21 protein-coding genes are annotated in these 23,177 nt (G+C 65.9%); 16 read left to right on the top strand and 5 right to left on the bottom strand.

The genetic code is table 11. The annotated features are described in order from the left end of the window. Positions 1-2: 2 nt before the first annotated feature. The gene (locus tag VK98_RS23545) at positions 3-482 is read left to right on the top strand and encodes a hypothetical protein (protein ID WP_156187713.1); all 480 of its coding nucleotides are present in this window, start codon (positions 3-5) and stop codon (positions 480-482) included. Positions 483-552: 70 nt separating this feature from the next. Here VK98_RS23545 and VK98_RS00785 read toward each other — a convergent pair whose 3' ends face one another. The 3 genes from VK98_RS00785 to VK98_RS00775 form a co-directional block, all read right to left on the bottom strand. Beyond that, positions 553-987: a hypothetical protein gene (locus tag VK98_RS00785; RefSeq protein WP_048412201.1), complete on the bottom strand. Its 435-nt coding sequence runs from the start codon at positions 985-987 to the stop codon at positions 553-555. 383 nt (positions 988-1,370) lie between these two features. Continuing rightward, positions 1,371-2,276 carry a hypothetical protein gene (locus VK98_RS00780; RefSeq protein WP_048412200.1) on the bottom strand — a complete coding sequence of 302 codons (906 nt, stop codon included), beginning with the start codon at positions 2,274-2,276 and terminating at the stop codon, positions 1,371-1,373. A gap of 117 nt (positions 2,277-2,393) precedes the next feature. Further along, a complete protein-coding gene (locus VK98_RS00775; protein WP_048412199.1) occupies positions 2,394-3,173 on the bottom strand; it encodes a helix-turn-helix transcriptional regulator in 780 nt (259 codons plus the stop codon). Between the two features lie 170 nt (positions 3,174-3,343). On the opposite strand from VK98_RS00775, the gene leuC reads away from it, so the two are divergent. The 15 genes from leuC to accD all read left to right on the top strand — a co-directional run bounded on the left by leuC (position 3,344) and on the right by accD (position 20,161). Next, positions 3,344-4,750: a 3-isopropylmalate dehydratase large subunit gene (gene leuC, locus VK98_RS00770; RefSeq protein ID WP_048412198.1), complete on the top strand. Its 1,407-nt coding sequence runs from the start codon at positions 3,344-3,346 to the stop codon at positions 4,748-4,750. Positions 4,751-4,769: 19 nt separating this feature from the next. Continuing rightward, positions 4,770-4,907: an entericidin A/B family lipoprotein gene (locus tag VK98_RS23045; RefSeq protein ID WP_081544472.1), complete on the top strand. Its 138-nt coding sequence runs from the start codon at positions 4,770-4,772 to the stop codon at positions 4,905-4,907. Between the two features lie 95 nt (positions 4,908-5,002). Further along, positions 5,003-5,641, top strand: coding sequence for a 3-isopropylmalate dehydratase small subunit (gene leuD / locus VK98_RS00765; protein WP_048412197.1), 639 nt, complete (start codon positions 5,003-5,005; stop codon positions 5,639-5,641). Between the two features lie 23 nt (positions 5,642-5,664). After that, entirely contained in the window at positions 5,665-6,444 is a 780-nt protein-coding gene (locus tag VK98_RS00760; RefSeq protein ID WP_048412196.1) for a class I SAM-dependent methyltransferase, read from the top strand. Continuing rightward, a complete protein-coding gene (locus VK98_RS00755) occupies positions 6,441-6,752 on the top strand; it encodes a hypothetical protein (RefSeq protein WP_043592100.1) in 312 nt (103 codons plus the stop codon). The genes VK98_RS00760 and VK98_RS00755 overlap by 4 nt, the downstream gene beginning before the upstream one ends. A 13-nt stretch (positions 6,753-6,765) precedes the next feature. Beyond that, on the top strand, positions 6,766-7,830 hold the full coding sequence (gene leuB / locus VK98_RS00750; RefSeq protein ID WP_048412195.1) for a 3-isopropylmalate dehydrogenase: 1,065 nt from the start codon (positions 6,766-6,768) through the stop codon (positions 7,828-7,830). Between the two features lie 181 nt (positions 7,831-8,011). Next, positions 8,012-9,124 (top strand): aspartate-semialdehyde dehydrogenase, encoded by a 1,113-nt coding sequence (asd, locus tag VK98_RS00745; RefSeq protein ID WP_048412194.1) that lies wholly within the window; start codon positions 8,012-8,014, stop codon positions 9,122-9,124. 155 nt (positions 9,125-9,279) lie between these two features. Continuing rightward, positions 9,280-10,290, top strand: a complete 1,011-nt coding sequence (locus VK98_RS00740) for an aspartate-semialdehyde dehydrogenase (protein ID WP_048412193.1) — start codon at positions 9,280-9,282, stop codon at positions 10,288-10,290. 220 nt (positions 10,291-10,510) lie between these two features. Next, the gene (locus VK98_RS00735) at positions 10,511-12,799 is read left to right on the top strand and encodes a FimV/HubP family polar landmark protein (protein WP_231589181.1); all 2,289 of its coding nucleotides are present in this window, start codon (positions 10,511-10,513) and stop codon (positions 12,797-12,799) included. Positions 12,800-13,105: 306 nt separating this feature from the next. After that, positions 13,106-15,577, top strand: coding sequence for a FimV family protein (locus VK98_RS00730; protein ID WP_053077155.1), 2,472 nt, complete (start codon positions 13,106-13,108; stop codon positions 15,575-15,577). Between the two features lie 229 nt (positions 15,578-15,806). Next, on the top strand, positions 15,807-16,598 hold the full coding sequence (truA, locus tag VK98_RS00725) for a tRNA pseudouridine(38-40) synthase TruA (RefSeq protein WP_048412191.1): 792 nt from the start codon (positions 15,807-15,809) through the stop codon (positions 16,596-16,598). Next, positions 16,595-17,230, top strand: a complete 636-nt coding sequence (locus VK98_RS00720; RefSeq protein WP_369700239.1) for a phosphoribosylanthranilate isomerase — start codon at positions 16,595-16,597, stop codon at positions 17,228-17,230. Before truA ends, VK98_RS00720 begins: the two co-directional genes overlap by 4 nt. Further along, a complete protein-coding gene (trpB, locus tag VK98_RS00715; protein ID WP_048412189.1) occupies positions 17,217-18,419 on the top strand; it encodes a tryptophan synthase subunit beta in 1,203 nt (400 codons plus the stop codon). The genes VK98_RS00720 and trpB overlap by 14 nt, the downstream gene beginning before the upstream one ends. A gap of 9 nt (positions 18,420-18,428) precedes the next feature. After that, positions 18,429-19,217: a tryptophan synthase subunit alpha gene (gene trpA, locus VK98_RS00710; RefSeq protein WP_048412188.1), complete on the top strand. Its 789-nt coding sequence runs from the start codon at positions 18,429-18,431 to the stop codon at positions 19,215-19,217. Between the two features lie 74 nt (positions 19,218-19,291). Next, positions 19,292-20,161 carry an acetyl-CoA carboxylase, carboxyltransferase subunit beta gene (accD, locus tag VK98_RS00705; protein ID WP_048412187.1) on the top strand — a complete coding sequence of 290 codons (870 nt, stop codon included), beginning with the start codon at positions 19,292-19,294 and terminating at the stop codon, positions 20,159-20,161. Between the two features lie 48 nt (positions 20,162-20,209). Here accD and VK98_RS00700 read toward each other — a convergent pair whose 3' ends face one another. Beyond that, a complete protein-coding gene (locus VK98_RS00700; protein WP_048412186.1) occupies positions 20,210-20,968 on the bottom strand; it encodes an ABC transporter substrate-binding protein in 759 nt (252 codons plus the stop codon). Between the two features lie 208 nt (positions 20,969-21,176). Beyond that, positions 21,177-23,081 (bottom strand): ATP-binding cassette domain-containing protein, encoded by a 1,905-nt coding sequence (locus VK98_RS00695; protein WP_048412185.1) that lies wholly within the window; start codon positions 23,079-23,081, stop codon positions 21,177-21,179. Positions 23,082-23,177: the final 96 nt, after the last annotated feature.

Genomic DNA, 23,177 nt, shown 5'->3' with positions numbered 1-23,177 from the left:
AAGTGTTTCCTGCGTCGAGTTTGAATGATTTGTTGGGTGAAGGCGTCTATGGCTTTTCTGAAAGAGAGGCTGTATATCTTGCGGCAGTTAAATTTTGCGATGATATTTTTGATTCTGAGTGGAGGTTGGCAGAGCGACATAGTTATACGCCAGAGCAGGTTAGTCATATATTTTGGTGGGTAATGAATGAGGCTTGGGATGTCTACTGCCAAGTTAACGCGAATCTTCCGATTGCATGGTTGTCTATCACCAAAAAAGCCTTAGAGTGGGATCACGTGCCGATCAATTTTCATCCTTGGGCCTTGGCGATATTGGAGCATTTTGACTTGGAGCGTTATCATGCGGCCTATCATTTGCCACGGGACGAGTACGAGGCGATTGCCCGTGATTTGCCGATAGTGCTGGAAGGTCTGCGCAATTATCCGGCGGAAAAGCTGACTGCGCCGATAGACGAGGATAATTGGGGCTATATCGATTATTAGAGGCTGAAGCCTGCGGCCTTCTATGGCCATGAAAGCGGCGCGCCAATCCGGCGCGCCGCTTTTTTACGCCTTAGCTATTGCGGCCGGGCGTCTTGCCTTCCAGCTCGGTTTTGGCGACTTGCGCGCGTTGCAGCGCGTGCACGCTGTCCACGTGCTGGAAGACGTCGCAACGCAGCGCGCCCAGCACCATCAACTGCTCCGCGTAGTTGAAGAAACCCACCCAATAGCCGCGGGCATGGTGAGGGTCGCGGAAGTCGATATCGTAGGCGATCTTGCCGAGCAGGCCCTTGTTGTGGCGGTCCAGATTGTCTTTCAGGTATTGGGCCAGGTGGGCGGCGCATTCGCGGCCGTAAGCGCAGGCGTCCACGTAGTCGTCGGCGGGCGGCATCTGCCAATGGTGGGGCTGGCCGCGTTGCGGCAGGTGGCGGACGAAGGGCAGCTGAGTGGCCTGGGTTTCGTGAGGCTTGGGTCGGTAATGACGGCGCGGGGGAAGTGCTTGGGACATTAGGGATACTCCTATGAGAGTGTGCATGATGTCCCCGCTTCTCGGTTCCAGTCGGGAGGCGGGCGCAAGACCACGGGACTGGAACACCGATCACTCTCTACTCGGCGCGGCTGAAGCCGTTCCCGCAGCCTGCGCCCGCCGTATGGGCGTGCTCAGGCGGCGAACAATAAGGGCCGCAAAGCGGCCCGTCCGCTGAGAGTGAAGTTTTTGGGGTTCCAGTCCCAGTGCCGGATGTGGATCGGCACGCAGGCGATTGTGGCGGCGCGGGCGGGGTGGGTCAAGGGCGCGCGGCCGCCGAGTTTTGGGCTTGGGCTTGCGGCCAAGCCCCCCGGTCCCAGCCGCCGGCGATGCGGCGGGCGCTGGGAGGGGGCTTAAGAACGGGCTTAGTTGGCGCGCTTGCCCAGGGTGATCCGGCGCTGGGCGAAGGTTTCCCGGCTCAGGCGGATGGAGTCGTAATGACGGCGGCTGAGGCGGGTGCCGCCGGCGCGGCGCAGAGACAGCCCCAGCGTGTTCTGGTCATTGGCTTCGCGTTCGCCGGCAAAGGTCTGGGCGGCGGCCTGGCAAGCGGCTTGCCGGCGGGTGGCGGCCGGGTGCGCCTGATAGGCGTTGCTGGCCTGTTCCAACGCTTTGCGCAGCAGTTGCGGTTTGGTCTGCTCCAGCGCGTCGGCTATTTGGTCCGCGGTGGCGCGGATCAGCTCGTGCAGCGCCTGCTGTTGCAGTGGGCGTTTATTGCTGCAGTCCAGCCCTGCCTGCTGGCTGAGTTGCTCCAGTTGCTGACTGAGGGTGCTGACGCCGCCCTGGCGGAAGCGCTCGGCTTGTTGCGGGTGGAGCTGGGCGGCGGCGGCGATCATGGCTTCGCGGTAAGCCTGGATCAGGGCTTTGGCGTCCGCACCGGGCGTCCTGGCCAGGTCGCGGCGCACCATGTCTTCGGTGTGGGCGTCGATGAAGGCGTGCACTTCGCGGGCTTGGTGATTGTGCAGCAGTTGTCGCCAGGTATTGAGCGGTTGCTGGTTCAGCCAGTGGGCGAAGCGTTGCTGGGCGGGTTTGAACGCCGGGTCCACGCCGGCCGGCGCGGCAGTGGCGAAGCGGCGTCTGGCCTGGTTCAGCGCGCTGTCGTGGGCGCGGGAGCGGGCGGCGCTTGGGCTGGGCGCGGCGCGCAGCAGGGCGGCGTTGGCGTCGCTGTTCTGCGCGCGTTTGAGTTCGCCGGCCAGCGCAGTTTGCGGCGGGGTGTCCGGGTCCGCGGAACCGCGAGGGTGAATGCAGCTGAGCAATAGGTCGGAAATTTTCATAAGTGCTCCTGAGGCGGTATGGGCGGCGTTTAGCGCCGCCTTTTTGTTGGTGCGGCGCAGTGTGCCCAAACCCGGGAGCGTTCAATATAAAGAAATGGCCATGTCCCCGGCATGCGCTCAGAGCAGCATCACCAGCTTGTACTCCGGCGCCTGGGCCAGTTTGAGGGTGATTTGCTGGTGCTCGATGCGGCCGGCGCTGGGGTGGTGGAACACGCGGCTGCCGCCCTCGCGGCCCTGGACGTCTTGCTGCTGCCAGTATTGGCGGAATTCCGGGCTTTTCGCTTCCAGCTCCGCAATCATCGCGGCCACGGCGGGCTGGTTCAGCCGCGGGCTGAGATCGGCGCGCAGCTCGGCGACGATGCGGCCGGCGCGCTCCGCCCATTGGTCGATGAAGCTGCGCGCTTCCGGGGCCAGGAAGATGAAGTCCAGCAGGCTGCGGCTGGCGTCCGGCCGGCCCAGCCAGTCGCGGAACAGCCTTTGGGCCGGCGGGTTCCAGGCCACGGCGCGCCATTCGGCATCCAGCACGTAGGCCGGGGAGTCGATATGGGCGGTGGCCTGCTTTAACAGCGCCTTAGCCTGTTCGGACGGGCCGCGCCATTCCGGTTCCGGGTCTTTGAGGCCTGCAAGGTTGAACAGGTAGTCGCGCTCGGCGGCGGTCAGGCGCAAGGCCTCGGCCAGCCGGGCCAGGGTGGGGGCGGACACGGATTGGGTGCGGCCTTGTTCTATCCAGGTCAGCCAGGTGGTGCTGATGTCGCACAGCGCGGCCACTTCTTCGCGGCGCAGGCCTTTGGCGCGGCGGCGCTGGCCGGGCGGCAGGCCGGCTTGTTCCGGGCTCAGCCGCTCGCGGTGGGCGCGGATGAATTGGCCCAGCGGCGCGATGTCTTTGCTGGCGGTCATGGGCGTAGGGCTCTGGGTATTAGTATCGCTACTAGTATAAGCAACTGGCTTGTTGCCGGGAAAGTTTGGCTCCAAGATAAGTCCACGGAACAAAGTCCTGTGGCCGATGCGCGGAAACCCGCGGCGTCGGCGGCAGTCTCAAGTTGAATAACCGGATTCGAGCAAACACCATGACCGCACAGACCTTGTACGACAAATTATGGAACAGCCACGTGGTGCGCCAGGAGGCGGACGGCACGGCCTTGCTGTACATCGACCGCCACCTGGTGCACGAGGTGACCAGCCCGCAGGCGTTCGAGGGGCTGAAGCTGGCGGGCCGTCCGCTGTGGCGCGTGGATTCGGTGGTGTCCACCGCGGACCACAACACGCCCACCGATCATTGGGACGAGGGCATCAAGGACCCGATCTCGCGCCAGCAGGTGGAAACGCTGGACGCCAACATCAAGGCCTTCGGCGCGCTGGCGTATTTTCCATTCAAGGACAAGGGCCAGGGCATCGTCCATGTGATGGGGCCGGAGCAAGGCGCCACGCTGCCGGGCATGACGGTGGTGTGCGGCGACAGCCACACTTCCACCCACGGCGCTTTCGCCGCGCTGGCGCACGGCATCGGCACTTCCGAGGTGGAGCATGTGATGGCCACGCAGTGCCTGGTGGCCAAGAAGTCCAAGAATATGTTGGTGCGGGTGGACGGCAAGCTGGGCCGCGGCATCACCGGCAAGGACGTGGCGCTGGCCATCATCGGCAAGATCGGCACCGCCGGCGGCACCGGCTATGCGATCGAGTTCGCCGGCGAGGCCATCGAGAGCCTGTCGATGGAAGGCCGGATGAGCTTGTGCAATATGGCGATCGAGGCCGGCGCGCGCTCGGGCATGGTGGCGGTGGATCAGAAGACCATCGATTATGTGAAGGGCCGGCCGTTCGCGCCCAAGGGCGAGCAGTGGGAGCAGGCGGTGGCGTATTGGCGCACCTTGCGTTCCGATCCGGGCGCGGCTTTCGACGCGGAAGTGGTGTTGCGCGCCGAGGAGATCCTGCCGCAGGTGACCTGGGGCACTTCGCCGGAGATGGTGGTGGATATTGACGGCGCGGTGCCGGACCCGGCGCGGGAAAGCGATCCGGTGAAGAAAAGCGGCATCGAGCGCGCGCTCAGCTATATGGGCTTGCAGGCCAACACCCCCATCCACGACATCGCGGTGGACATCGTCTTCATCGGCTCCTGTACCAATAGCCGCATTGAGGATTTGCGCGAGGCCGCCAGCGTGGCCAAGGGCCGCCACAAGGCCGCCAATGTGAAGCAGGTGCTGGTGGTGCCGGGCTCCGGCCTGGTGAAGGCGCAGGCGGAGGCCGAGGGGCTGGACCAGGTGTTCCTGGCCGCCGGTTTCGAGTGGCGCGAGCCGGGCTGCTCGATGTGCCTGGCGATGAACGCGGACCGCCTGTTGCCGGGCGAGCGCTGCGCGTCCACGTCCAACCGCAATTTCGAGGGCCGCCAGGGTCAGGGCGGCCGCACGCATCTGGTCAGCCCGGCGATGGCGGCGGCCGCCGCCGTCACCGGTCATTTCGTCGATGTGCGTTCGTTGTAACCGTTCCAAGGAGAGAATCATGCAAAAACTGCTGTTGTTGGTACTGGCCGCGCTGACCCTGAGCGCTTGCAATACGGTGAAGGGCGTGGGCCAGGATGTGTCCAAGGGCGGGCAGGCGATTGAAAACGCCGCCAAGGACGTGTCCAACAAAATGTGATGCGGCGGCCCGCTCCCGGCGGACGCCGGGGCGGTTCCTCCGTCACGCACTCTCTAATTGAAGGCGGGCGCTAGCGCCCGGAAACGGCATTGACGATGAAAGCATTTACCACCCTGACCGGTTTGGCCTGTCCCTTGGATCGCGCCAATGTGGATACCGACGCCATCATTCCCAAGCAGTTCTTGAAATCGATCAAGCGCTCCGGTTTCGGTCCCAATCTGTTCGACGAATGGCGTTATCTGGACCACGGCGAACCGGGCATGGACAACAGCAAGCGGCCGCTGAACCCGGACTTCGTGCTCAATCAGCCGCGTTATCAAGGCGCGCAGGTGCTGTTGGCGCGCGAGAACTTCGGCTGCGGCTCCAGCCGCGAGCACGCGCCGTGGGCTTTGGACGACCAGGGCTTCCGCGTGGTGATCGCGCCTAGCTTCGCCGACATCTTCTTCAACAACTGCTACAAGAACGGCCTGCTGCCCATCGTGCTGGCGGCGGACGCGGTGGATCAGCTGTTCCGCGAATGCGCGGCCGCCGAGGGCTATCAGCTGACGGTGGACCTGGCGGCGCAGACGGTGAGCACGCCGGTCGGGCAGCTGTTCTCCTTTGACATCACCGAGCACCGCAAACATTGCCTGCTGGGCGGCCTGGACGAGATCGGTCTGACCTTGCAGCATGCGGACGAGATCAAGGCTTTCGAAGCCAAGCGCCGCGGCGAGCAGCCGTGGTTGTTCGCCTGAACGACGGGAGCGGAGGAGGCGGGATGAGCACGCTACAGCAGGGTGGCCACGGGCATAGACAGCACGTCGAGCAGCAGTTCGGCGGCCAGGCCGCCGCCTATCTGAGCAGCCAGGTGCATGCGGAAGGCGCGGAGTTCGCCGAACTGCGCCAAGCGGCGGCGGAGCATGGCGCGGCGCGGGTGCTGGACCTGGGCTGCGGCGCCGGCCATGTCGGCTTTCAGGTGGCGGAGGCGGCGCGGGAGGTGGTGGCTTACGATTTGTCGGCCGCCATGTTGGAAGTGGTGGCGGCGGAAGCGGCCCGGCGCGGCCTGGACAATCTGAGCACGCGCCAGGGCGCGGCGGAGCGGCTGCCCTTCGCCGACGGCGACTTCGATCTGGTGTTCAGCCGCTATTCCGCCCATCACTGGAGCGACGTTGGCCTGGCGCTGCGCGAGGCGCGGCGGGTGTTGAAGCCGGGCGGCCGGCTGGCGCTGATAGACGTGATGTCGCCGGGGCAGCCCCTGCTGGACACGCATTTGCAGGCGGTGGAAGTGTTGCAGGATTCCAGCCATGTGCGCAATTACAGCGCCGGCGAATGGCTGACGATGCTGGCCGAGGCCGGTTTCGCGGTGGACAGCTTGCGCCGTCAGCGGCTGCGGCTGGCCTTCGACGCCTGGACCGCGCGCATGCGCACGCCGCCGGAGATGGCCGCTGCCGTCCGCTTGCTGCAACAGCGGATGGGCAGCGAGGTGCGCGATTACTTCGCCATCGAGACGGACGGCAGTTTCAGTTCCGACGTGATGGTGCTGTGGGCCGGCAGATGAGCGTCGCCCGCGGCGAGGACCGGCGCGGCGCGATGGCCTGGCTGCATCGCCATCCCTGCTGGGCTTTCGTGCTGCTGGGCTTGAGCTTTCTGGTGTTCGGCGCGGGCACGGTCAACCTGGCCCTGTTGTTGCAATTGAATTTCAAGCTGTGGCTGGACGCCGGCTGGCAGGCGGCGATGGACGGCGCGCTGCGCCAGTTGCTGGAATTGCTGGCGTCCGGTTATGCCGCGATGGCGGCTTATATCGTATTCAAATGTTGCGAGCGGGCGCTGGTTGAGCGGCTGACCCGGCGCGGTCATCAAGACTGAAAAGGAAAACACCATGAAAATCGCCATTCTGCCGGGTGACGGCATCGGTCCGGAAATCATCGCCCAGGCGCAGCGCGTGCTGGAAGTGCTGCGCAAGGACGGCCTGCCGATCGAAACCGAGCAGGCGCCCTTGGGCGGGGCCGGCTACGACGCCTTTGGCCAGCCGTATCCGGAATTCACCCAGAAGCTGTGCCGCGAATCCGACGCGGTGCTGCTGGGCGCGGTGGGCGGCCCGGCCTATGACAAGCTGGAGCGTCCGCTGCGGCCGGAGCGCGGCCTGCTGGCCATCCGCAAGGATTTGAACCTGTTCGCCAATCTGCGGCCAGCCATCCTGTACCCGGAGCTGGCCAACGCCTCCACGCTGAAGCCGGAGGTGGTGTCCGGCCTGGACATCATGATCGTGCGCGAACTGACCGGCGACATTTACTTCGGCCAGCCGCGCGGCATCGCCGTCAACGAGCTGGGCGAGCGCGAGGCCTACAACACCATGCGCTACAGCGAGGGCGAGGTGCGCCGCATCGCCCATGTCGCCTTCGGCATCGCGATGAAGCGCGACAAGCGCTTGTGCTCGGTGGACAAGGCCAATGTGCTGGAAACCACCGAGTTCTGGAAAGAGGTGATGATAGACGTGGCCAAGGAGTATCCGCAGGTGGAGCTGTCCCATATGTACGTGGACAACGCGGCGATGCAGCTGGTGCGCAATCCCAAGCAGTTCGACGTGATGGTGACCGGCAATATCTTCGGCGACATCCTGTCGGACGAGGCCTCGATGCTGACCGGCTCCATCGGCATGCTGCCGTCGGCCTCGCTGGACGAAAACAACAAGGGCCTGTACGAGCCCTCGCACGGCTCGGCGCCGGACATCGCCGGCCAGAACCTGGCCAATCCGCTGGCCACCATCTTGTCCGCGGCGATGATGCTGCGCTACACCTTCGGCCTGGAAGACGCGGCGCTGCGGGTGGAAAACGCGGTGAAGACCGTGCTGGCGCGCGGTCTGCGCACCGCCGACATCCACGAGGCCGGCTGCGAAAAAGTCAGCTGCTCGGCGATGGGGGATGCGGTGGTGTCCGCGCTGTAAGCGGCGGCGCTTCGCCCGGCTTGCGCCGGGCGAACCGTCTGTTCTGATTTGAATACAATAAAAACGAAATACCCCATTGCCTGACGCTTTCCCGCGCTGCACAATGGGGTGACAACATTACAGCAGCCCGCCGCGCAGGCGGGCGCGACGATTTGACAGACAGATACCAGGAGAAACCCCAGTGAGAGTAGGTTTTGTTGGCTGGCGCGGCATGGTGGGTTCCGTGCTGATGCAGCGCATGCGCGAAGAGAACGATTTTGCGGTGATCGCCGAGCCGGTGTTCTTCACCACCTCCAATGTGGGCGGCAAAGCCCCCGACATCGGCCGCGACACCCCGGCGCTGAAAGACGCGAAGGACATCGCCGAACTCAAGTCCATGGACGTGATCGTCACCTGCCAGGGCGGCGATTACACCAATGCCATCTATCCGCAGCTGCGCGCCGCCGGTTGGAACGGTTACTGGGTGGACGCGGCTTCCGCGCTGCGCATGGAAGACAAGGCCATCATCATCCTGGATCCGGTCAACAAGACTGTGATCGAGCAGGGCCTGGCGCGCGGCGTCAAGGACTACGTCGGCGGCAACTGTACCGTGTCGCTGATGCTGATGGCGCTGGGCGGTTTGTTCCAGAACGATCTGGTGGAGTGGGCCACCTCCATGACCTACCAGGCCGCCTCCGGCGCCGGCGCGCAGAATATGCGCGAACTGCTGTCCGGCATGGGCGCGATCAACGCCCAGGTGTCCGGCCTGCTGGCGGACCCGGCTTCCGCCATCCTCGACATCGACCGCAGAGTGTCGGACTTCCTGCGCGCGGACGATTTCCCCAGCCAGAATTTCGGCGTGCCGCTGGCCGGCAGCCTGATTCCGTGGATAGACAAGGACCTGGGCAACGGCCAATCCAAGGAAGAATGGAAGGGCGGCGTGGAAACCAACAAGATCCTGGGCCGCTCCGCCAATCCGGTGCCGGTGGACGGCTTGTGCGTGCGCGTGGGCGCGATGCGCTGCCACAGCCAGGCGCTGACCATCAAGCTCAAGCGCGACGTGCCGCTGGACGAGATCGAAGCCATGCTGGCCGCCGCCAATCCCTGGGCCAAGGTGGTTCCCAACACCCGCGAGGCCTCGATGGCCGAACTGACCCCAGCCGCGGTGACCGGCACGCTGGCCACGCCGGTGGGGCGCCTGCGCAAGATGGCGATGGGCGGCGAATACCTGTCCGCCTTCACCGTGGGCGACCAACTGTTGTGGGGCGCGGCCGAGCCGCTGCGCCGCATGTTGCGTATCCTGATCGAGCGCTGACAGGGTAGAATGGCGGCAGCCTGGGGCCCGCTTTGACGGGTTCCTACTGCCGAGCCGCGCGCCAAGCGCGCGGCGATGCGAACAAGGGCACTGAGACGTGCCCTTTTTTTGCGCGCGGTATTCTGTTTGAAATGATTGATTGAGAAAGTAAAGCGATGTCGAATTCTATTCAGCTTGCCGTTGTCGGCGCCACCGGCCTGGTGGGCCAAGCCGTATTGGAGCTGCTGGCCCAGCGCCAGTTGCCGGTGTCCCGCGTCTTCGCCGTGGACGCGGCGGACAAGGAAGGGGAAACCGCCGCCTACGGCAACCTGGAGCTGGACGTGCATCCCATCGACGGTTTCTCCTTTGAAAACGTGGCGCTGGCCATCTTCGCCGCCGGCAGCGAACTGGCGCGCGAATACGCGCCGCAGGCGCGCGCGGCCGGCGCGGCGGTGGTGGACTTCAGCTCCGCCTTCCGCGAAGACGACAGCGTGCCGCTGGTGATTCCCGCCATCAACGGCGCGCTGCTGGCGGACGCCGGCGAAGCCGCGCTGGCCGCGGTGCCCAATTGCACGGTGACGCCGCTGGCGCTGGCGCTGGCGGCGCTGCGTCCGCTGGGCTTGCAGCGCGTTTCGGTGGCCACCTATCAATCGGTGTCCGGCAGCGGCCAGGCGGCGATGGAGGAACTGGCGGACCAGACCACGGCGCTGTTCTCCCAGCGCGAGGCCGAAAGCCGGGTCTACGACAAGCGCATCGCCTTCAACGTGCTGCCGCAGATCGGCGCGCTGGACGCCGACGGCGTATCCGAAGAGGAGCGCTCGCTGGAGCGAGAACTTACGCGGCTGTTGGCGCTGCCGCAGCTGCAAGTGGAGGCCACTTGCGTGCGGGTGCCGGTGTTCTTCGGCCACGCCTGGGCGGTGAACGCGGCATTCGAACATGAATTTGACATGGAGCAAGCGCGCAAACGCCTGCTTGCGGCAGGCTTGCAAGTGGTGGCCGCGGACAAGCTGGGCGGCTATGTGACGCCGATGGAAGCCACCGGCAACGAGGCGGTGTGGGTCAGCCGCTTGCGCGGCAAGGGCCGGACGCTGAGTTTCTGGCTGGCTGCCGACAATGTGAAAGCGGGCGCGGCGCTCAATTGCGTGAATATCGCCGAAACCCTGTTAAGGCAGAATGGCTTGATCTGATTTCAGCTGTTTGGCTGAAGCCGCGCGCGGCGCGGACAGAGGGCGGCATTCGCGAGAGTGCCGCCCTGTTTCATGGCGGCGGCGGAAATCGAGCGCAAACGGCGTCATTATGAAATCTAGCTAAAAACAGCGGCAGGGCCTAAGATTGCAACAGTTACCGTCTGCGCCCGCTGGGGCCAGCGCAAATAAAATCAAGATAAACCGTGCCGGAAGGTTGACAGTGACACATCAGGCAAAAATCAGAATCGGCGTTCTGGCGGTGGCTTTGGCCTGCTCCGCCAGCGCCTGGGCAGGGCTGGGGAAAATCAACGTCAGGTCCAATCTGGGCGAGCCGTTTCGCGCCGATATCGAATTGACCGGGGTGCGGGCGGCGGAGCTGGAAAGCGCCAGAATAGGGCTGGCCGGGGCGGACACGTTCCAGGATTTGAATGTCGATTACGCCACGGTGTTGTCCTCGCTGCGCTTCAGCGTGGCGCCCAGCTCGCGCGGAGCGATGATACGCATCAGTTCTTCCGGGCCGATCAACGATCCCTATCTGCGCTTCGTGGTGGAGGCCAAGACCTCCTCCGGCCGCGCGGTGCGCGAATACACGGTGCTGCTGGATCCCAGCAACTACTCGATGGCCTCGCCGTCCTCCAATATCGTGCAGGACGTGCCCAGTTACGCCGACAACAATCTGTCCAGCCGCTATCGCGGCAACGCCGCGCCCATCGCGCGGCCGCAGCCCGGCATTCTCAAAGTGAAGTCCGGCTCCACCCTGCGCGGCCTGGCCGGCAAGGTGCGCCCGCGCGGCGCCACGCTGGACCAGACCATGGCCGCTCTGGCCCAGGCCAATCCGGACGCTTTCATCGACGGCGACGTCAGCCGCCTCAAGCTGGGCGCGGTGCTGAAAGTGCCGACCAGCCGCAAGATCAAATCCCTGAGCGCCGCTCAGGTGGCCAGCATCCTGGGCGGCCAGCCCGCGGCGCCGGCGGGCGATGCCAAGGCCGGCTCCGATGTGCTGAAGCTGGTGCCCAGCGAGGCGGGCGGCGGCAAGCTGACCGATCTTGAACAGCAAGTGGCGGCCCGCGAGCAGGCGCTGAAGAACGCGGAAGCGCGCATCAGCGCGCTGGAGGAGCAACTGAAGGCCCTGCAGGCGGGCAAGCCCTTGCCGGCGGCCAGTCCCAGTTCCGCTCCGGCCGCGGCGGCGGCCGAGCCCGCCAGCGCTCCCGCGCACGCCGCCAGCGCGCCGGCCCCGGCGCCCGCGGCCAAGCCCGCTCCGGCGGAACACAAACCCGCGGCCAAGCCGGCGGCGCCGCCTCCGCCGCCTCCCGAGCCTTCGCTGCTGGACAAAATCATCGATCACCTGCCGCTGGTGGGCGGCGGCGTGGCCGGCGTGGGCCTGTTGGGCGCGCTGGGTCTGCTGCTGGCGCGCCGGCGCAAGGGCGGCAAGCCCTTGTCGCTGTCCGCCAACAATACCAGCGCCGCCTTGAGCCGCGGCTCGTCTTCCGGCATGGAACCGCCGTCGGTGGGCGGCGGCCATTCCTTCATGAGCAATTTCACCCAGGCGGCCGGCGCCATCGACGCGGCCGAGGTCGATCCGGTGGCGGAAGCCGAGGTCTACATCGCCTACGGCCGCGACGTTCAGGCCGAGGACATCCTCAAGGACGCGCTGGCCAAAGATCCGTCGCGCCAGGAGGTGAGGCTGAAGCTGATGGAAATCTACGCGGCGCGGCCGGACGTCGCCAGCTTTGAAAAGCTGGCGCGGGAAATGCACGCCACCTTCGACGGCCATGGGCCGATATGGGCCAAGGCCGCGGCGATGGGGCGCTCCATAGACCCGACCAACTCGCTCTATCTGTCGGACGGCGAGGGCGAGGACATCGAGGCCGCGCCCGCGCCGGCGTCCAATCCGGGCGGCATCGATCTGGACAAGGAGCTGTTCGGCGAGTCCGGGCCGGCGGCGGCTCCGGAGTCGGAGCCGGCTCTTCCGTTCGAACCGACCGCCGCGCCGGAAGCGGCCGCGCCGCAGGACGACCCCTTGGCCGCCTTGTTCGACGAGCCCCAGGGCGAGGCGGAGAAGAAGGCGGAAGAAGCCAATCTGCTCAACTTCGATCTGGACGCGGAGATGACGCCGCCGGCGGAGGAAGCCAAGGCGGAGGCCGCGCCAGCGGCGCCGGCGGAAAACAATTTGCTGGACTTCGACTTCAATCTGGAAGGCATGGCGGCGGAAGCGCCGGCGGCCGCCGAAGCGCCGGCCTCGCCGGCTGCCCAGCCGGCAGGGTTCGAGTCCCTGTACGAGGACATGCTGGCGGAGACGCCGGCCGCCGAAGCGGAGGCTCCGGCGGCGCAGGCCGAAGGCATGTCGGTGCTGGACGATCCGCTGGCCACCAAGCTGGATCTGGCCAAGGTCTACCTGGACATGGGGGACCGCGACGGGGCCAAAGAGGTGTTGCAGGACCTGATCGCGGAGGCGCAAGGCCCGCTCAAGGCCGAGGCCGAGGCCTTGCTGGCCACGATCAGCGCCTGAGCGGCAGGCGGAGACGATGCGCGGCGGGATGGGGCGACTCCTCCCGCCGTTTGACGATCCGGCGCCGCCGCGTGGTTTTTTAGGCGAAAAACAGGTCAATGTGTGGCTTTTTTGGCCATCTGTAGGATGCAATGAGGCGCGGATGCTCGATTTATCTTCGCTAAGTGGCTGTTGTGTTGTTTCGTTGCAATAATTAAAACGTTATAAGAGCCTGTTTACGATCCGGTCGCCAGCCCTGGTGAGCGGCGACGCGACGGCTTCGAAGAATGAGGGTGGGGAAATTCGTTCATGTCTTTCAAGACACGCATGAGTCAAATCGCGTCGCTGCTGGCCGGTCTGGGCCTGGCGGCGGCCGCTACGGCCGGCTTGGGGCCGATCCGGGTGTTGTCCGCCGATGGAGAGCCTTTCCTGGCGGAGATCCCTGTGGTGGACGAGGAGCCTTCCGACAATGTGCTGGTGGGGCTGGCCGACCGCAACCGTTATCCGCTGCTGTCCACGTACAGCAATTCCGCCGGCAGCCTGCAGTTTTCCATTGTCCGCAAGCCGGACGGCAATGTTCAGAAAATCCAAGTCAAGGGCGCCGCCAGCTATCCGGAGCCGCTGCTGCGTTTCGCCGTGGATCTGAGCTGGCCGGCGGGCCGGCTGGTGCGCGAGTTCGAGGTGGACTATCGCCGCGACGGGCCGCGCAACAAGCCCGCTCCGGCGCGGGAGGAGGGCAAGAAGCCGCTGGCCGGCGTCGATGTCTCGCCGCGGCTGGATTCGCTGGGGCTGAGCGACGCCCGATTGCGTTCGCGTCTGGGCGAGCCCTTGCTGTTGGAGCTGACCTTGCAGGGCAGCGCCCTGGATCAGGCGGAGCCGCCGCGTCTGGCCTTGTTCGCGGTGGCGGCCCAGGGGGAGCCCAGCGCTCAGCAGATGCGCTTGGTGGCCTCCATCGTGCCTCATGTCGAGAAAGTGGCTAAAGGCCGCTTCAATGTGCAGCTGCGCACGGAGCAGCCGGTGACCGAGCCGATGCTGGCCTTCCGGCTGGAAGTGGCGGCGGGCAAGCTCAAGGCGCAGAAAAACTATTCGGTGTTGTTGGACCCCCATTCGGCGGTCAAACCGGCTTCCGCCGCCAAAACGCAGGGTTTGAAAGTGTATCGGGTGCTGAAAGGCGACACCCTGTCCGGCATCGCCAGCCGCGTGCGCGGTGGCGGCGAGGCGGGCGCGGTGGCGCAGCAGTTGCTCGAGGACAATCCCGAGGCCTTTATCTCCGGCGACGCCAATCGCCTGCGCGCCGGCGTGGCCCTGGAGTACCCGGCGGAATGGCAATTGCGCGGGCAGGGCGTTGTCCGGGCCGCGGAGCCAAAGCGGCCGGCCGCGTCGCCCGAGGCTCACGTGGTTCAGAAGAACGCGCAGCCTGAAAGCAAACCCCAGGCGCGCGCGCCGCAGGAACATCAGCCTCCGGTGCAGAAGCCGCCGGAACGCAAGCCGCCGGAGGCCGCGAGGCCGGAGCACAAACCGCAGGAGCACAAGCAGCCGGAACCCAAAGCGCAGGAGCATAAGCCCATAGAGGCCGCGCCGACGGCCAAACCAGCCGCGCCGCTCCAGCCGGCGCATCCGCCTGTCGCCAAAGAGGCGTCCAAACCGGCTCCGGCCGGAGAAACCACGCGGCCAGCGGCCGCGCCGTCGCAGCAGGAGCGGAATTTGCAGCAGATGCTGCAGCGGCAGGACCAGGCCTTGCAGCAAGCCGAACAGCGAGCCAAGGCGCTGGAACAGAAAATCCAGGATTACCAGCGTCAGGCGGCGGCCAAGGCCGCCGCTCCCGCGCCGGCACCGGCGGAAAGGGAGCCCGGACCCGAGGCCGCGCCGGAGCCCAAAGTCGAGACCAAGCCGGAGCCTAAGCCGGAACCCAAGGTGGCGGCGGTCAGTTCTATGCCGGTCGCGGCGGCCTCTGCGCCGCAGGCGGCGATGCCGGAGCCCGCTGAGAAGCCGCATGCCGAACCCGCCGCGCCGCATGAGCCACCGGCGGTCAAGCCCGCCGAAGGCCATGCCCCGCCGGCCACAACGGCGGCCGATAGCTGGACGGACGAATTGGGCGCGATCTTGTCCGACGAGTCTATGCGCTGGAAGCTGGGCGGCGCGGCGGCGGCGCTGGGCCTGGTGGCCCTGCTGCTGGCGCGGCGCAAGCGCAAGGGCGGCGGCAAGGTCGAGCCCGCCGCGCCGGCCTTGAGCGGCACAGCCACCGGCGCTTCGATGCTGGGACCGTTGACGACCTTGATGAGCTCCTTGAAGAAGGGCGACGGCATCGATTTGTCCTCGGTGGACCGGGTGGCGGAGGCCGATGTCTACCTGGCCTACGGCCGCGACGACCAGGCGCTGGAAATCCTGCGCGAAGGACTGGCTCACGAGCCGATGCGGCAGGATCTGCGCTACAAACTGCTGGAAGTGCTGTCCACTCAGCAGGACAAGCAGATGTTCATCGCCGAGGCCACCACCGCCAAGGGCGTGTTCGGCAAGGACAGCACCTTATGGATGAGGGTGTGCGAGATCGGCCAGACCGTCGCGCCCGGCCACCCGCTGTTCGCCCAGGCCAAGCCCGAACCGGCGGCGGAAGCGCCGGCGCAGCCGCCCGCGGCGGTCGAGCCTGCGGCCGCGCCAGCGCCAGCGCCTGCGCCCGCCGCTCCTGCGCCGGCGGCCGCGGCGAGCCCGGACGAGGAGAAGATGGAGTTGGCCAAGCTGTATCTGGAGATGGGCGACAAGGAAACCGCGGACGCCTTGATGAAGGAGGCGGGCCGCTAAGGCGTCCGTCGCGCACGCGAAAGAGGAAGGGGCCGGCGCGCTTGACGCGAGCCGGCCCCTTTGTTTTGCGTCGAAGGCGTCTTATGCCGTGGTTGGCCGCTTTTCTCGTGCGTTCGCAGCAAACGTCATCGTTTGGTCATGGCGCAAACCGGGCAGGATAAGGTAGAGTGAGTGCTTTATTGCTGAAACGACGCGGCGGGCCGCGTCGGTGTGTGAAGAAGGTGTGGGCATGAGGATAGCGCTCGGCATCGAGTATGACGGTCGGGCGTTCGCCGGCTGGCAGACTCAGCCGCATGGCAATACGGTGCAGGACAGATTGAATCAGGCGATCGTGCAGATCGCCGGCGCGGCCGACATCGGCACCGTGGCCGCGGGCAGGACCGACGCCGGCGTGCACGCGGCGATGCAGGTGGTGCATTTCGACAGCCCGGCGCAGCGGCCGCTGAACGCCTGGGTGCGCGGCGTCAACGCCTTGCTGCCGCCGGAGGTGGCGGTGGTGTGGGCGCGCGAGGTGCCGGAAGATTTCCACGCCCGTTTTTCGGCGTTTTCCCGCAGTTACAGCTATTTCCTGCTGACCAGCCCGGTGCGGCCCTGTCTGCTGGCCGGCAAGATGGGCTGGTTTCATCAAGCGCTGGACGTGGCGGCGATGCGGGAAGCGGCCGCCCATTTGCTGGGGCGGCATGATTTTTCCAGTTTCCGCGCTTCGGAATGCCAGGCCAAATCGCCGCTCAAGGATTTGCAGCGGCTGGACATCAGCGAGCAGGACGGCCTGATCCGCTTCGATCTGCTGGCGGACGCCTTTCTGCACCATATGGTGCGCAATATCGTCGGCGCGCTGGTTTACGTCGGCAAGGGCGCTTTGCGCGCCGAGGACATGGCGGGTTTGCTGGCGGCGCGAGACCGCACCTTCGCGCCGCCCACCTTCATGCCGGACGGCTTGTACCTGACCGGCGTGGGCTACCCGGAAACATACGATTTGCCGTCGCAGGCGGACGCCGCGCGACTGGCTTTGTGGAGATAAGCGTGGGCGGCACGACCCGAATCAAGATTTGCGGCATTACCCGGCCGGAAGACGGCGCCGAGGCCGCGCGGCTGGGCGCCGACGCCATCGGCCTGGTGTTTTACGCCAAAAGCCCGCGCCATGTCGGCATCGAGCAGGCGCGCGCGGTGATCGCGGCGCTGCCGCCCTTCGTCAGCGTGGTGGCCTTGTTCGTCAATCCGGAGCCGGACTACGTGCGCGAAGTGCTGGCGGGATGCGCGATCGACATGCTGCAGTTCCACGGCGAGGAGGACGCGGCCTTTTGCCGCTCTTTCCAGCGGCCTTATCTGAAAGCGGTGCGCGTGAAGCCGGGCGTGGACCTGGCCGAGATCGCCGCGCAATATCCGGACGCGCGCGCGGTGCTGAGCGACGCCTTCGTCGAGGGCGCGCACGGCGGCACTGGCGCCACCTTCGACTGGGGGTTGTTGCCGAAGGCCTTGCCGTTGCCGCTGATTTTGTCCGGCGGCCTGGACGAACACAATGTGGCGGCGGCGGTGGCGCAGGTGCGCCCGGCTGCGGTCGACGTCTCCAGCGGTGTGGAGGCGTCCAAAGGAATCAAAGATGTCGCCAGAATGGCGGCATTCATATCAGGAGTTAGACATGGATCGTTATGACCTGCCGGACGCCCAGGGCCATTTTGGCCCGCATGGCGGCGTCTATGTCGCCGAAACCTTGATGGCGGCGCTGGACGAGCTGAAAAACGAGTACGCTCGCGTCAAGGCCGACCCGTCGTTCTGGGAAGAATTCCGCCACGAGCTCAAGCACTACGTTGGCCGCCCCAGCCCGGTTTACCACGCCAAGCGCTGGTCCGAGCAACTGGGCGGCGCGCAGATTTACTTGAAGCGCGAAGATCTGAACCACACCGGCGCGCACAAGATCAACAACGCCATCGGCCAGGCGCTGCTGGCGCGACGCATGGGCAAGAAGCGGGTGATCGCCGAAACCGGCGCCGGCCAGCACGGCGTGGCCTCCGCCACCGTGGCGGCGCGCTACGGCATGGAGTGCGTGGTGTATATGGGCGCCGAGGACATCAAGCGCCAGTCGCCCAATGTGTTCCGCATGAAGCTGCTGGGCGCCACCGTGGTGCCGGTGGAATCCGGCTCCAAGACGCTGAAGGACGCGCTGAACGAGGCGATGCGCGACTGGGTGACCAATATCGACAGCACCTTCTACATCCTGGGCACCGCGGCCGGTCCGCACCCCTATCCGATGCTGGTGCGCGATTTCGTGTCGGTAATTGGTGAAGAGGCCAAGGTGCAGATGCCGGAAGTCATCGGCCGGCAGCCGGATGTGGTGGTGGCTTGCGTCGGCGGCGGCTCCAACGCCATCGGCATGTTCTATCCGTACATTGGCGTGGACGGCGTGCGCATGGTCGGCGTCGAGGCCGGCGGCCTGGGCCTGGCCTCCGGCAAGCACGCGGCGCCGATTTCCGGCGGCGCGCCGCTGGGCGTGCTGCACGGCGCCAAGAGCTATCTGATGCAGGACGAGAACGGTCAGGTGGTGGAAACCCATTCGGTGTCCGCCGGCCTGGATTATCCGGGCGTGGGGCCTGAGCACAGCTATCTGAAGGACATCGGCCGCGCGGACTACGTGGCGATCAACGACGACGAGGCTTTGCGCGCCTTCCACGACTGCTGTCACTTCGAGGGCATTATCCCGGCGCTGGAGTCCAGCCACGCGCTGGCCTGGGCCATCAAGGAAGCGCCGAAAATGGCCAAGGACCAGGTGATTCTGGTCAATCTGTCCGGCCGCGGCGACAAGGACATCAACACCGTGGCCGGCCTCGCCGGCATCACCCTGTAAGGAGGCGCTATGTCACGTATCGCCCAATGTTTTGAAGCGCTGGCCGGCGGCAAGGCGCTGATTCCCTTCATCACCGCCGGCGATCCGTCGCCGCAGCTGACCGTGTCGCTGATGCACGGCCTGGTGGAGGGCGGCGCCGACATCATCGAGCTGGGGGTGCCGTTTTCCGATCCGATGGCCGACGGCCCGGTGATCCAGCGCGCTTCCGAGCGCGCGCTGGTCCACAAAGTGGGTTTGCGCCAGGTGCTGCAGCTGGTGGCGGAGTTTCGTCGCGACAACGACCGCACCCCGGTGGTGCTGATGGGCTATCTGAACCCGGTGTTCGCCATGGGCTACCAGGACTTCGCCGTCGCGGCCAAGGCCGCCGGCGTCGACGGGGTGCTGACCGTGGACAGCCCGCCGGAGGAATCCGCCGATCTGTCGGCGGCCTTGATCGCCAACGGCCTGGATCCGGTGTTCCTGATCGCGCCCACCACGCCGCCGCAACGTGTGGCGGAAATCGCCAAACTGGCGCGCGGATACGTCTATTATGTGTCTCTGAAGGGGGTGACCGGCGCCGGGCATCTGGACATTGACGACGTAGCGCGTAAAATTGCTGCCCTTAGAGAATATTTGACCGTACCGATCGGCGTCGGCTTTGGCATTCGCGACGGCGCGACCGCCAAGGCTATCTCCGCCGCCGCTGACGCGGTGGTGGTGGGCAGCCGTTTGGTGCAGGAAATTGAGGCGGCGACACCCGAAACCGCCAAAGAGCGGTTAACCCGTCTGGTGGCCGAACTGAAGGCCGCCATCCGATAGAACACTGCGGGGGCTCAGCCCCCGTTTTACTGTGCCCGCCGTTTGGCGGCGGGCCCAAGAATCAAGGAGTCAGCATGAGCTGGTTGAACAAGCTCCTGCCGCCGAAGATCAAGCGCGACAACCGCGCCGACAAACCTTCCGCGGTACCGGAGGGGCTTTGGAGCAAGTGCCCGGAATGCGAAGCCGTGTTGTATTACACCGATCTGGAGAGCAATCTGCAGGTGTGTCCCAAGTGTAATCACCACCATCCGCTGACCGCGCGCGAACGTCTGAACCTGCTGCTGGACGAAGAAGGCCGTCGCGAGCTGGGCGAAGAGGTCAAGCCGGTGGATATCCTGAAGTTCAAGGATAGCAAGAAGTACCCGGACCGCCTGACCGCCGCCAAGGGCGACACCGGCGAGGACGACGCGCTGGTGGTGATGCAGGGCAGCATCGAATCGATGCCGGTGGTGGTGGCCGCGTTTGAATTCAAATTCATCGGCGGCTCCATGGGCTCGGTGGTGGGCGAGCGCTTCGTGCGCGGCGTGCGCGCCGCGGTGGAAGCCAAGGCGCCCTTCGTCTGCGTGGCCGCTTCCGGCGGCGCGCGGATGCAGGAGGGCCTGAACTCGCTGATGCAGATGGCCAAGACCAGCGCCGCCTTGCAGCTGCTGACCGACGCCAAACTGCCGTTCATCTCGGTGTTGACCGATCCGACCATGGGCGGCGTGTCCGCTTCCTTCGCCTTCCTGGGCGACGTGGTGCTGGCCGAGCCCAAGGCGCGCATCGGCTTCGCCGGCGCGCGCGTGATCGAGCAGACTGTGCGCGAAACGCTGCCGGAAGGCTTCCAGCGCGCCGAGTTCCTGCTGAGCAAGGGCGCGGTGGACATGGTGGTGGACCGTCGCGAACTGAAGCGCAAGCTGGCGGAGTTGAGCGCCTTGCTGATGAAGGAGCCGGCGCCGGTCTGATCCGTCAAGACCCGGTGCCAACAAAAGCCGCCATTTCTGGCGGCTTTTTCATTTGGCGCGGCAGGCCTGCACCGCGCGGTTGAATTGCGTCAGGAACTGCGGCGATTCGCGGGCGAGGAAGGCTTTGCCGAAGTAGACGCCGAAGGGCAGGCTTTGCGCCAGCTCGCTGCGCAGCTGTTCCTGCACGCCCATCTTGACGATCAGCGCGTCCACCACGTAGGCGTTGCCGAGAATGGCGTCGACGCGGCGGTTCAGCAGCATTTTCACCAGTTGCTCGCTGTTGGGCGGGGTGGAGGTGAGCTGGTAGCCGTGTTCGCGCAGCCAGTCGTCCATATTGGAGCCGTTGAAGGCGGCGGTGCGGCCCTGGCGCTTGAAGTCGTTGCTGGTGGGGGTCTGCGGATTGTCCTTCAGCAGATACCAGCGTCGCTCGTAGGGCAGGATGGGCGCGGACAACACCGCGTAGCCGTCGCGCTCCGCCGAAGGCGTGGCGGTGAAGAAGGCGTCGGCCTGCTGGTGCTGCACCTGCCACTGCGCGCGCGGCCAGGGCAGGAAGGCGATGGAGTAGGGGCGCTGCAGTTGCTTGAGCGCGCATTGCACCACTTGCACCGCCAGGCCGTCGGCGTCGCCGTCGTCCTTGCGGAAGGACAGCGGCGCTTGCTGGTGGGTGTTGAGCCGGATGGGCGCTTCCGCGGCCGCTGCGCCGGCGAGCAGCAGGCCGGCGAGCAGAACGAGCCGGATGGGCGACAGGCGGGCGTGGCGGCGGGGGAGGCGGAACGCGGTCTTGCTTAAAAAATGGGCGGCAGTCATTTGTGTTTTGCAATCATGGAGTTGCCGGTTTTATCCACATGCTGTCACCAGATTTGCCCATTGGCAAGGTGGGAAAGTTCCCGGGTTTTGCCTTTTTTATAAGCGTAAGAGGCAAGTGGCTAATTGCAAAAGTTTTTTTGGCGTCCAGCCGGGGTTATCCACAAAGTTATCCGGCGATTGCTGTGGAAAACCCCGGCCGTCGCCGCCGTCATTCCGCCTGTTCCAGCGCCTCCAGTTCGGCCTGGGCGTCCAGCCAGGCTTCCTCCACTTCGGCCAGCCGGGTCGCCACTTCGCCCTGGCGGCGCACCGCGTCGGCCAGCTTTTGCCGGTTGGCGTCCTCGTAGGCGTCGGCGGAAGCCATGAAACCGTCCAGCTCGGCTTTGGCCGCGCTGAGCTGGTCCAACTCCTTTTCCAGCTTGTTCAGCTTGTTCTGCAGCGGTTTGCGCAGCTGGGACAGCCGCTGGCGGGCTTCCGCTTCCTGGCGCTTCTGTTCCTTGCGGTTCAGGCCCTGGGCGTCGCCGGACGAGGGCTTGCCGGCGTCGGCCAGCAGGGTCAGCCGCCATTGGCGATAGTCTTCCAGGTCGCCGTCGAAGGCTTGCACCTTGCCGTGGCTGACCAGCCAGAAAACGTCGGTGGTGGCTTCCAGCAGGCTGCGGTCGTGGGACACCACGATCAGCGCGCCGCTGAAGTCCTGCAGCGCCATGGTCAGCGCGTGGCGCATTTCCAGGTCCAGGTGGTTGGTGGGTTCGTCCAGCAGCAGCAGATTGGGCTTTTGCCAGACTATCATCGCCAGCGCCAGCCGCGCCTTCTCGCCGCCGGACATCGGGCCCACCGGGTCGGTGGCGGCGTCGCCGCGGAAGTTGAAACCGCCGAGGAAGCTGCGCAGCTCCAGTTCGCGCGTGGTGGGCGCCAGTCTTTGCATGTGTTGCAGCGGCGTTTCGTCTTCGCGCAGGGTTTCCAGCGTGTGCTGGGCGAAATAGCCTATCTTCAGCGTTTGCGCGTTGACGACTTCGCCGCGCAGCGGGGGGAGGTCGCCGGACAAGAGTTTGACCAGGGTGGACTTGCCGGCGCCGTTGACGCCCAGCAGACCGATGCGCGCGCCGGACTCCACCGATAGGTTGAGCCCGCCGAGTATGGTGGCGTCGCCGTAGCCGACATCGGCCTGTTCCAGCTTCAGCAGCGGGTTGGGCAGGTTGTCCGGGCTGTCGAAGTGGAAGTCGAACGGCGAGGCCACGTGGGCCGGCGCGATGCGCTCCAGCTTTTCCAGCGCCTTGACCCGGCTCTGCGCCTGGCGCGCCTTGGAGGCCTTGGCCTTGAAGCGGTTGACGAAGGATTCCAGGTGGGCGATCTGGCGTTGCTGCTTTTCGTATTCGCCTTGCTGGCGCGCCAGCTTTTCCGCGCGCATCACTTCGAACTGGCTGTAATTGCCGGTGTACAGCGTCAGATCCTGGTTGGCGACTTCGACGATGTGGTCGCAAACGCTGTCCAGGAAGTCGCGGTCGTGGGAAATCATCAGCAGGGTGCCTGGATAGCCTTGCAGCCAGTCCTCCAGCCACAGCACGGTTTCCAGGTCCAGGTGGTTGGTGGGCTCGTCCAGCAGCAGCAGGTCGGAACGGCACATCAGCGCCTGCGCCAGGTTCAGGCGCATGCGCCAGCCGCCGGAGAAGCTGGCCACCGGCCGTTGCTGGGCGTCGACGTCGAAGCCCAGGCCGGTCAGCAGCTTGCCGGCGCGCGCCGGCGCGGCGTAGGCGTCGATGCGCGCCAGCTCGCCGTGCAGATGGCCGATGGCGTTGCCGTCGTGGCGCGCTTCGGCGTCCAGCAACCCCTGTTCCAGCTGGCGCAGCTCATGGTCGCCGTCCAGCACGTAGTCCAGCGCCGAGCGTTCCAGCGCCGGCGTTTCCTGCGCCACGTGGGCGATGGTCCAGTGCGGCGGCAGCAGCGCGTCGCCGCTGTCGGCGTGCAGTTCGCCCATCAGGAGCGCGAACAGGCTGGACTTGCCGGCGCCGTTGGCGCCGGTCAGGCCGGTCTTGTAACCGGGGTTGAGGGTCAGATTGGCGCCTAGCAGCAATTCTTTCAGGCCGCGGCGCAGATTGAGGTTCTTGAGCTGGATCATGGTTGTTTTGGCCGCGAAACCCGCGAAACGTCAGCAAGGGCAAAAGCCGGCGAGGCCAGGCCAGGCTGGCCGCAATGCTTGATGTTGTTCGCGTCG

Source organism: Chromobacterium sp. LK11 (assembly GCF_001043705.1).
GTDB lineage: Bacteria > Pseudomonadota > Gammaproteobacteria > Burkholderiales > Chromobacteriaceae > Chromobacterium > Chromobacterium alkanivorans.
Note: the sequence above shows the minus strand (reverse complement) of the source record. Positions and strands in the feature narration are given on the sequence as shown.

What these genes read in the sequence shown, in the direction of transcription:
- VK98_RS00755 (WP_043592100.1), top strand. Translation starts at nt 6,441, where the DNA reads ATGAGCGTCGCCCGCGGCGAGGACCGGCGCGGCGCGATGGCCTGGCTG.
- VK98_RS00785 (WP_048412201.1), bottom strand. Translation starts at nt 987, where the DNA reads ATGTCCCAAGCACTTCCCCCGCGCCGTCATTACCGACCCAAGCCTCAC.
- VK98_RS00760 (WP_048412196.1), top strand. Translation starts at nt 5,665, where the DNA reads ATGAGCACGCTACAGCAGGGTGGCCACGGGCATAGACAGCACGTCGAG.
- trpB (WP_048412189.1), top strand. Translation starts at nt 17,217, where the DNA reads ATGGATCGTTATGACCTGCCGGACGCCCAGGGCCATTTTGGCCCGCAT.
- VK98_RS00740 (WP_048412193.1), top strand. Translation starts at nt 9,280, where the DNA reads ATGTCGAATTCTATTCAGCTTGCCGTTGTCGGCGCCACCGGCCTGGTG.
- accD (WP_048412187.1), top strand. Translation starts at nt 19,292, where the DNA reads ATGAGCTGGTTGAACAAGCTCCTGCCGCCGAAGATCAAGCGCGACAAC.
- trpA (WP_048412188.1), top strand. Translation starts at nt 18,429, where the DNA reads ATGTCACGTATCGCCCAATGTTTTGAAGCGCTGGCCGGCGGCAAGGCG.
- leuC (WP_048412198.1), top strand. Translation starts at nt 3,344, where the DNA reads ATGACCGCACAGACCTTGTACGACAAATTATGGAACAGCCACGTGGTG.
- VK98_RS00730 (WP_053077155.1), top strand. Translation starts at nt 13,106, where the DNA reads ATGAGTCAAATCGCGTCGCTGCTGGCCGGTCTGGGCCTGGCGGCGGCC.
- VK98_RS00780 (WP_048412200.1), bottom strand. Translation starts at nt 2,276, where the DNA reads ATGAAAATTTCCGACCTATTGCTCAGCTGCATTCACCCTCGCGGTTCC.
- VK98_RS00775 (WP_048412199.1), bottom strand. Translation starts at nt 3,173, where the DNA reads ATGACCGCCAGCAAAGACATCGCGCCGCTGGGCCAATTCATCCGCGCC.
- VK98_RS00695 (WP_048412185.1), bottom strand. Translation starts at nt 23,081, where the DNA reads ATGATCCAGCTCAAGAACCTCAATCTGCGCCGCGGCCTGAAAGAATTG.
- leuD (WP_048412197.1), top strand. Translation starts at nt 5,003, where the DNA reads ATGAAAGCATTTACCACCCTGACCGGTTTGGCCTGTCCCTTGGATCGC.
- truA (WP_048412191.1), top strand. Translation starts at nt 15,807, where the DNA reads ATGAGGATAGCGCTCGGCATCGAGTATGACGGTCGGGCGTTCGCCGGC.
- VK98_RS00700 (WP_048412186.1), bottom strand. Translation starts at nt 20,968, where the DNA reads ATGACTGCCGCCCATTTTTTAAGCAAGACCGCGTTCCGCCTCCCCCGC.
- leuB (WP_048412195.1), top strand. Translation starts at nt 6,766, where the DNA reads ATGAAAATCGCCATTCTGCCGGGTGACGGCATCGGTCCGGAAATCATC.
- VK98_RS23045 (WP_081544472.1), top strand. Translation starts at nt 4,770, where the DNA reads ATGCAAAAACTGCTGTTGTTGGTACTGGCCGCGCTGACCCTGAGCGCT.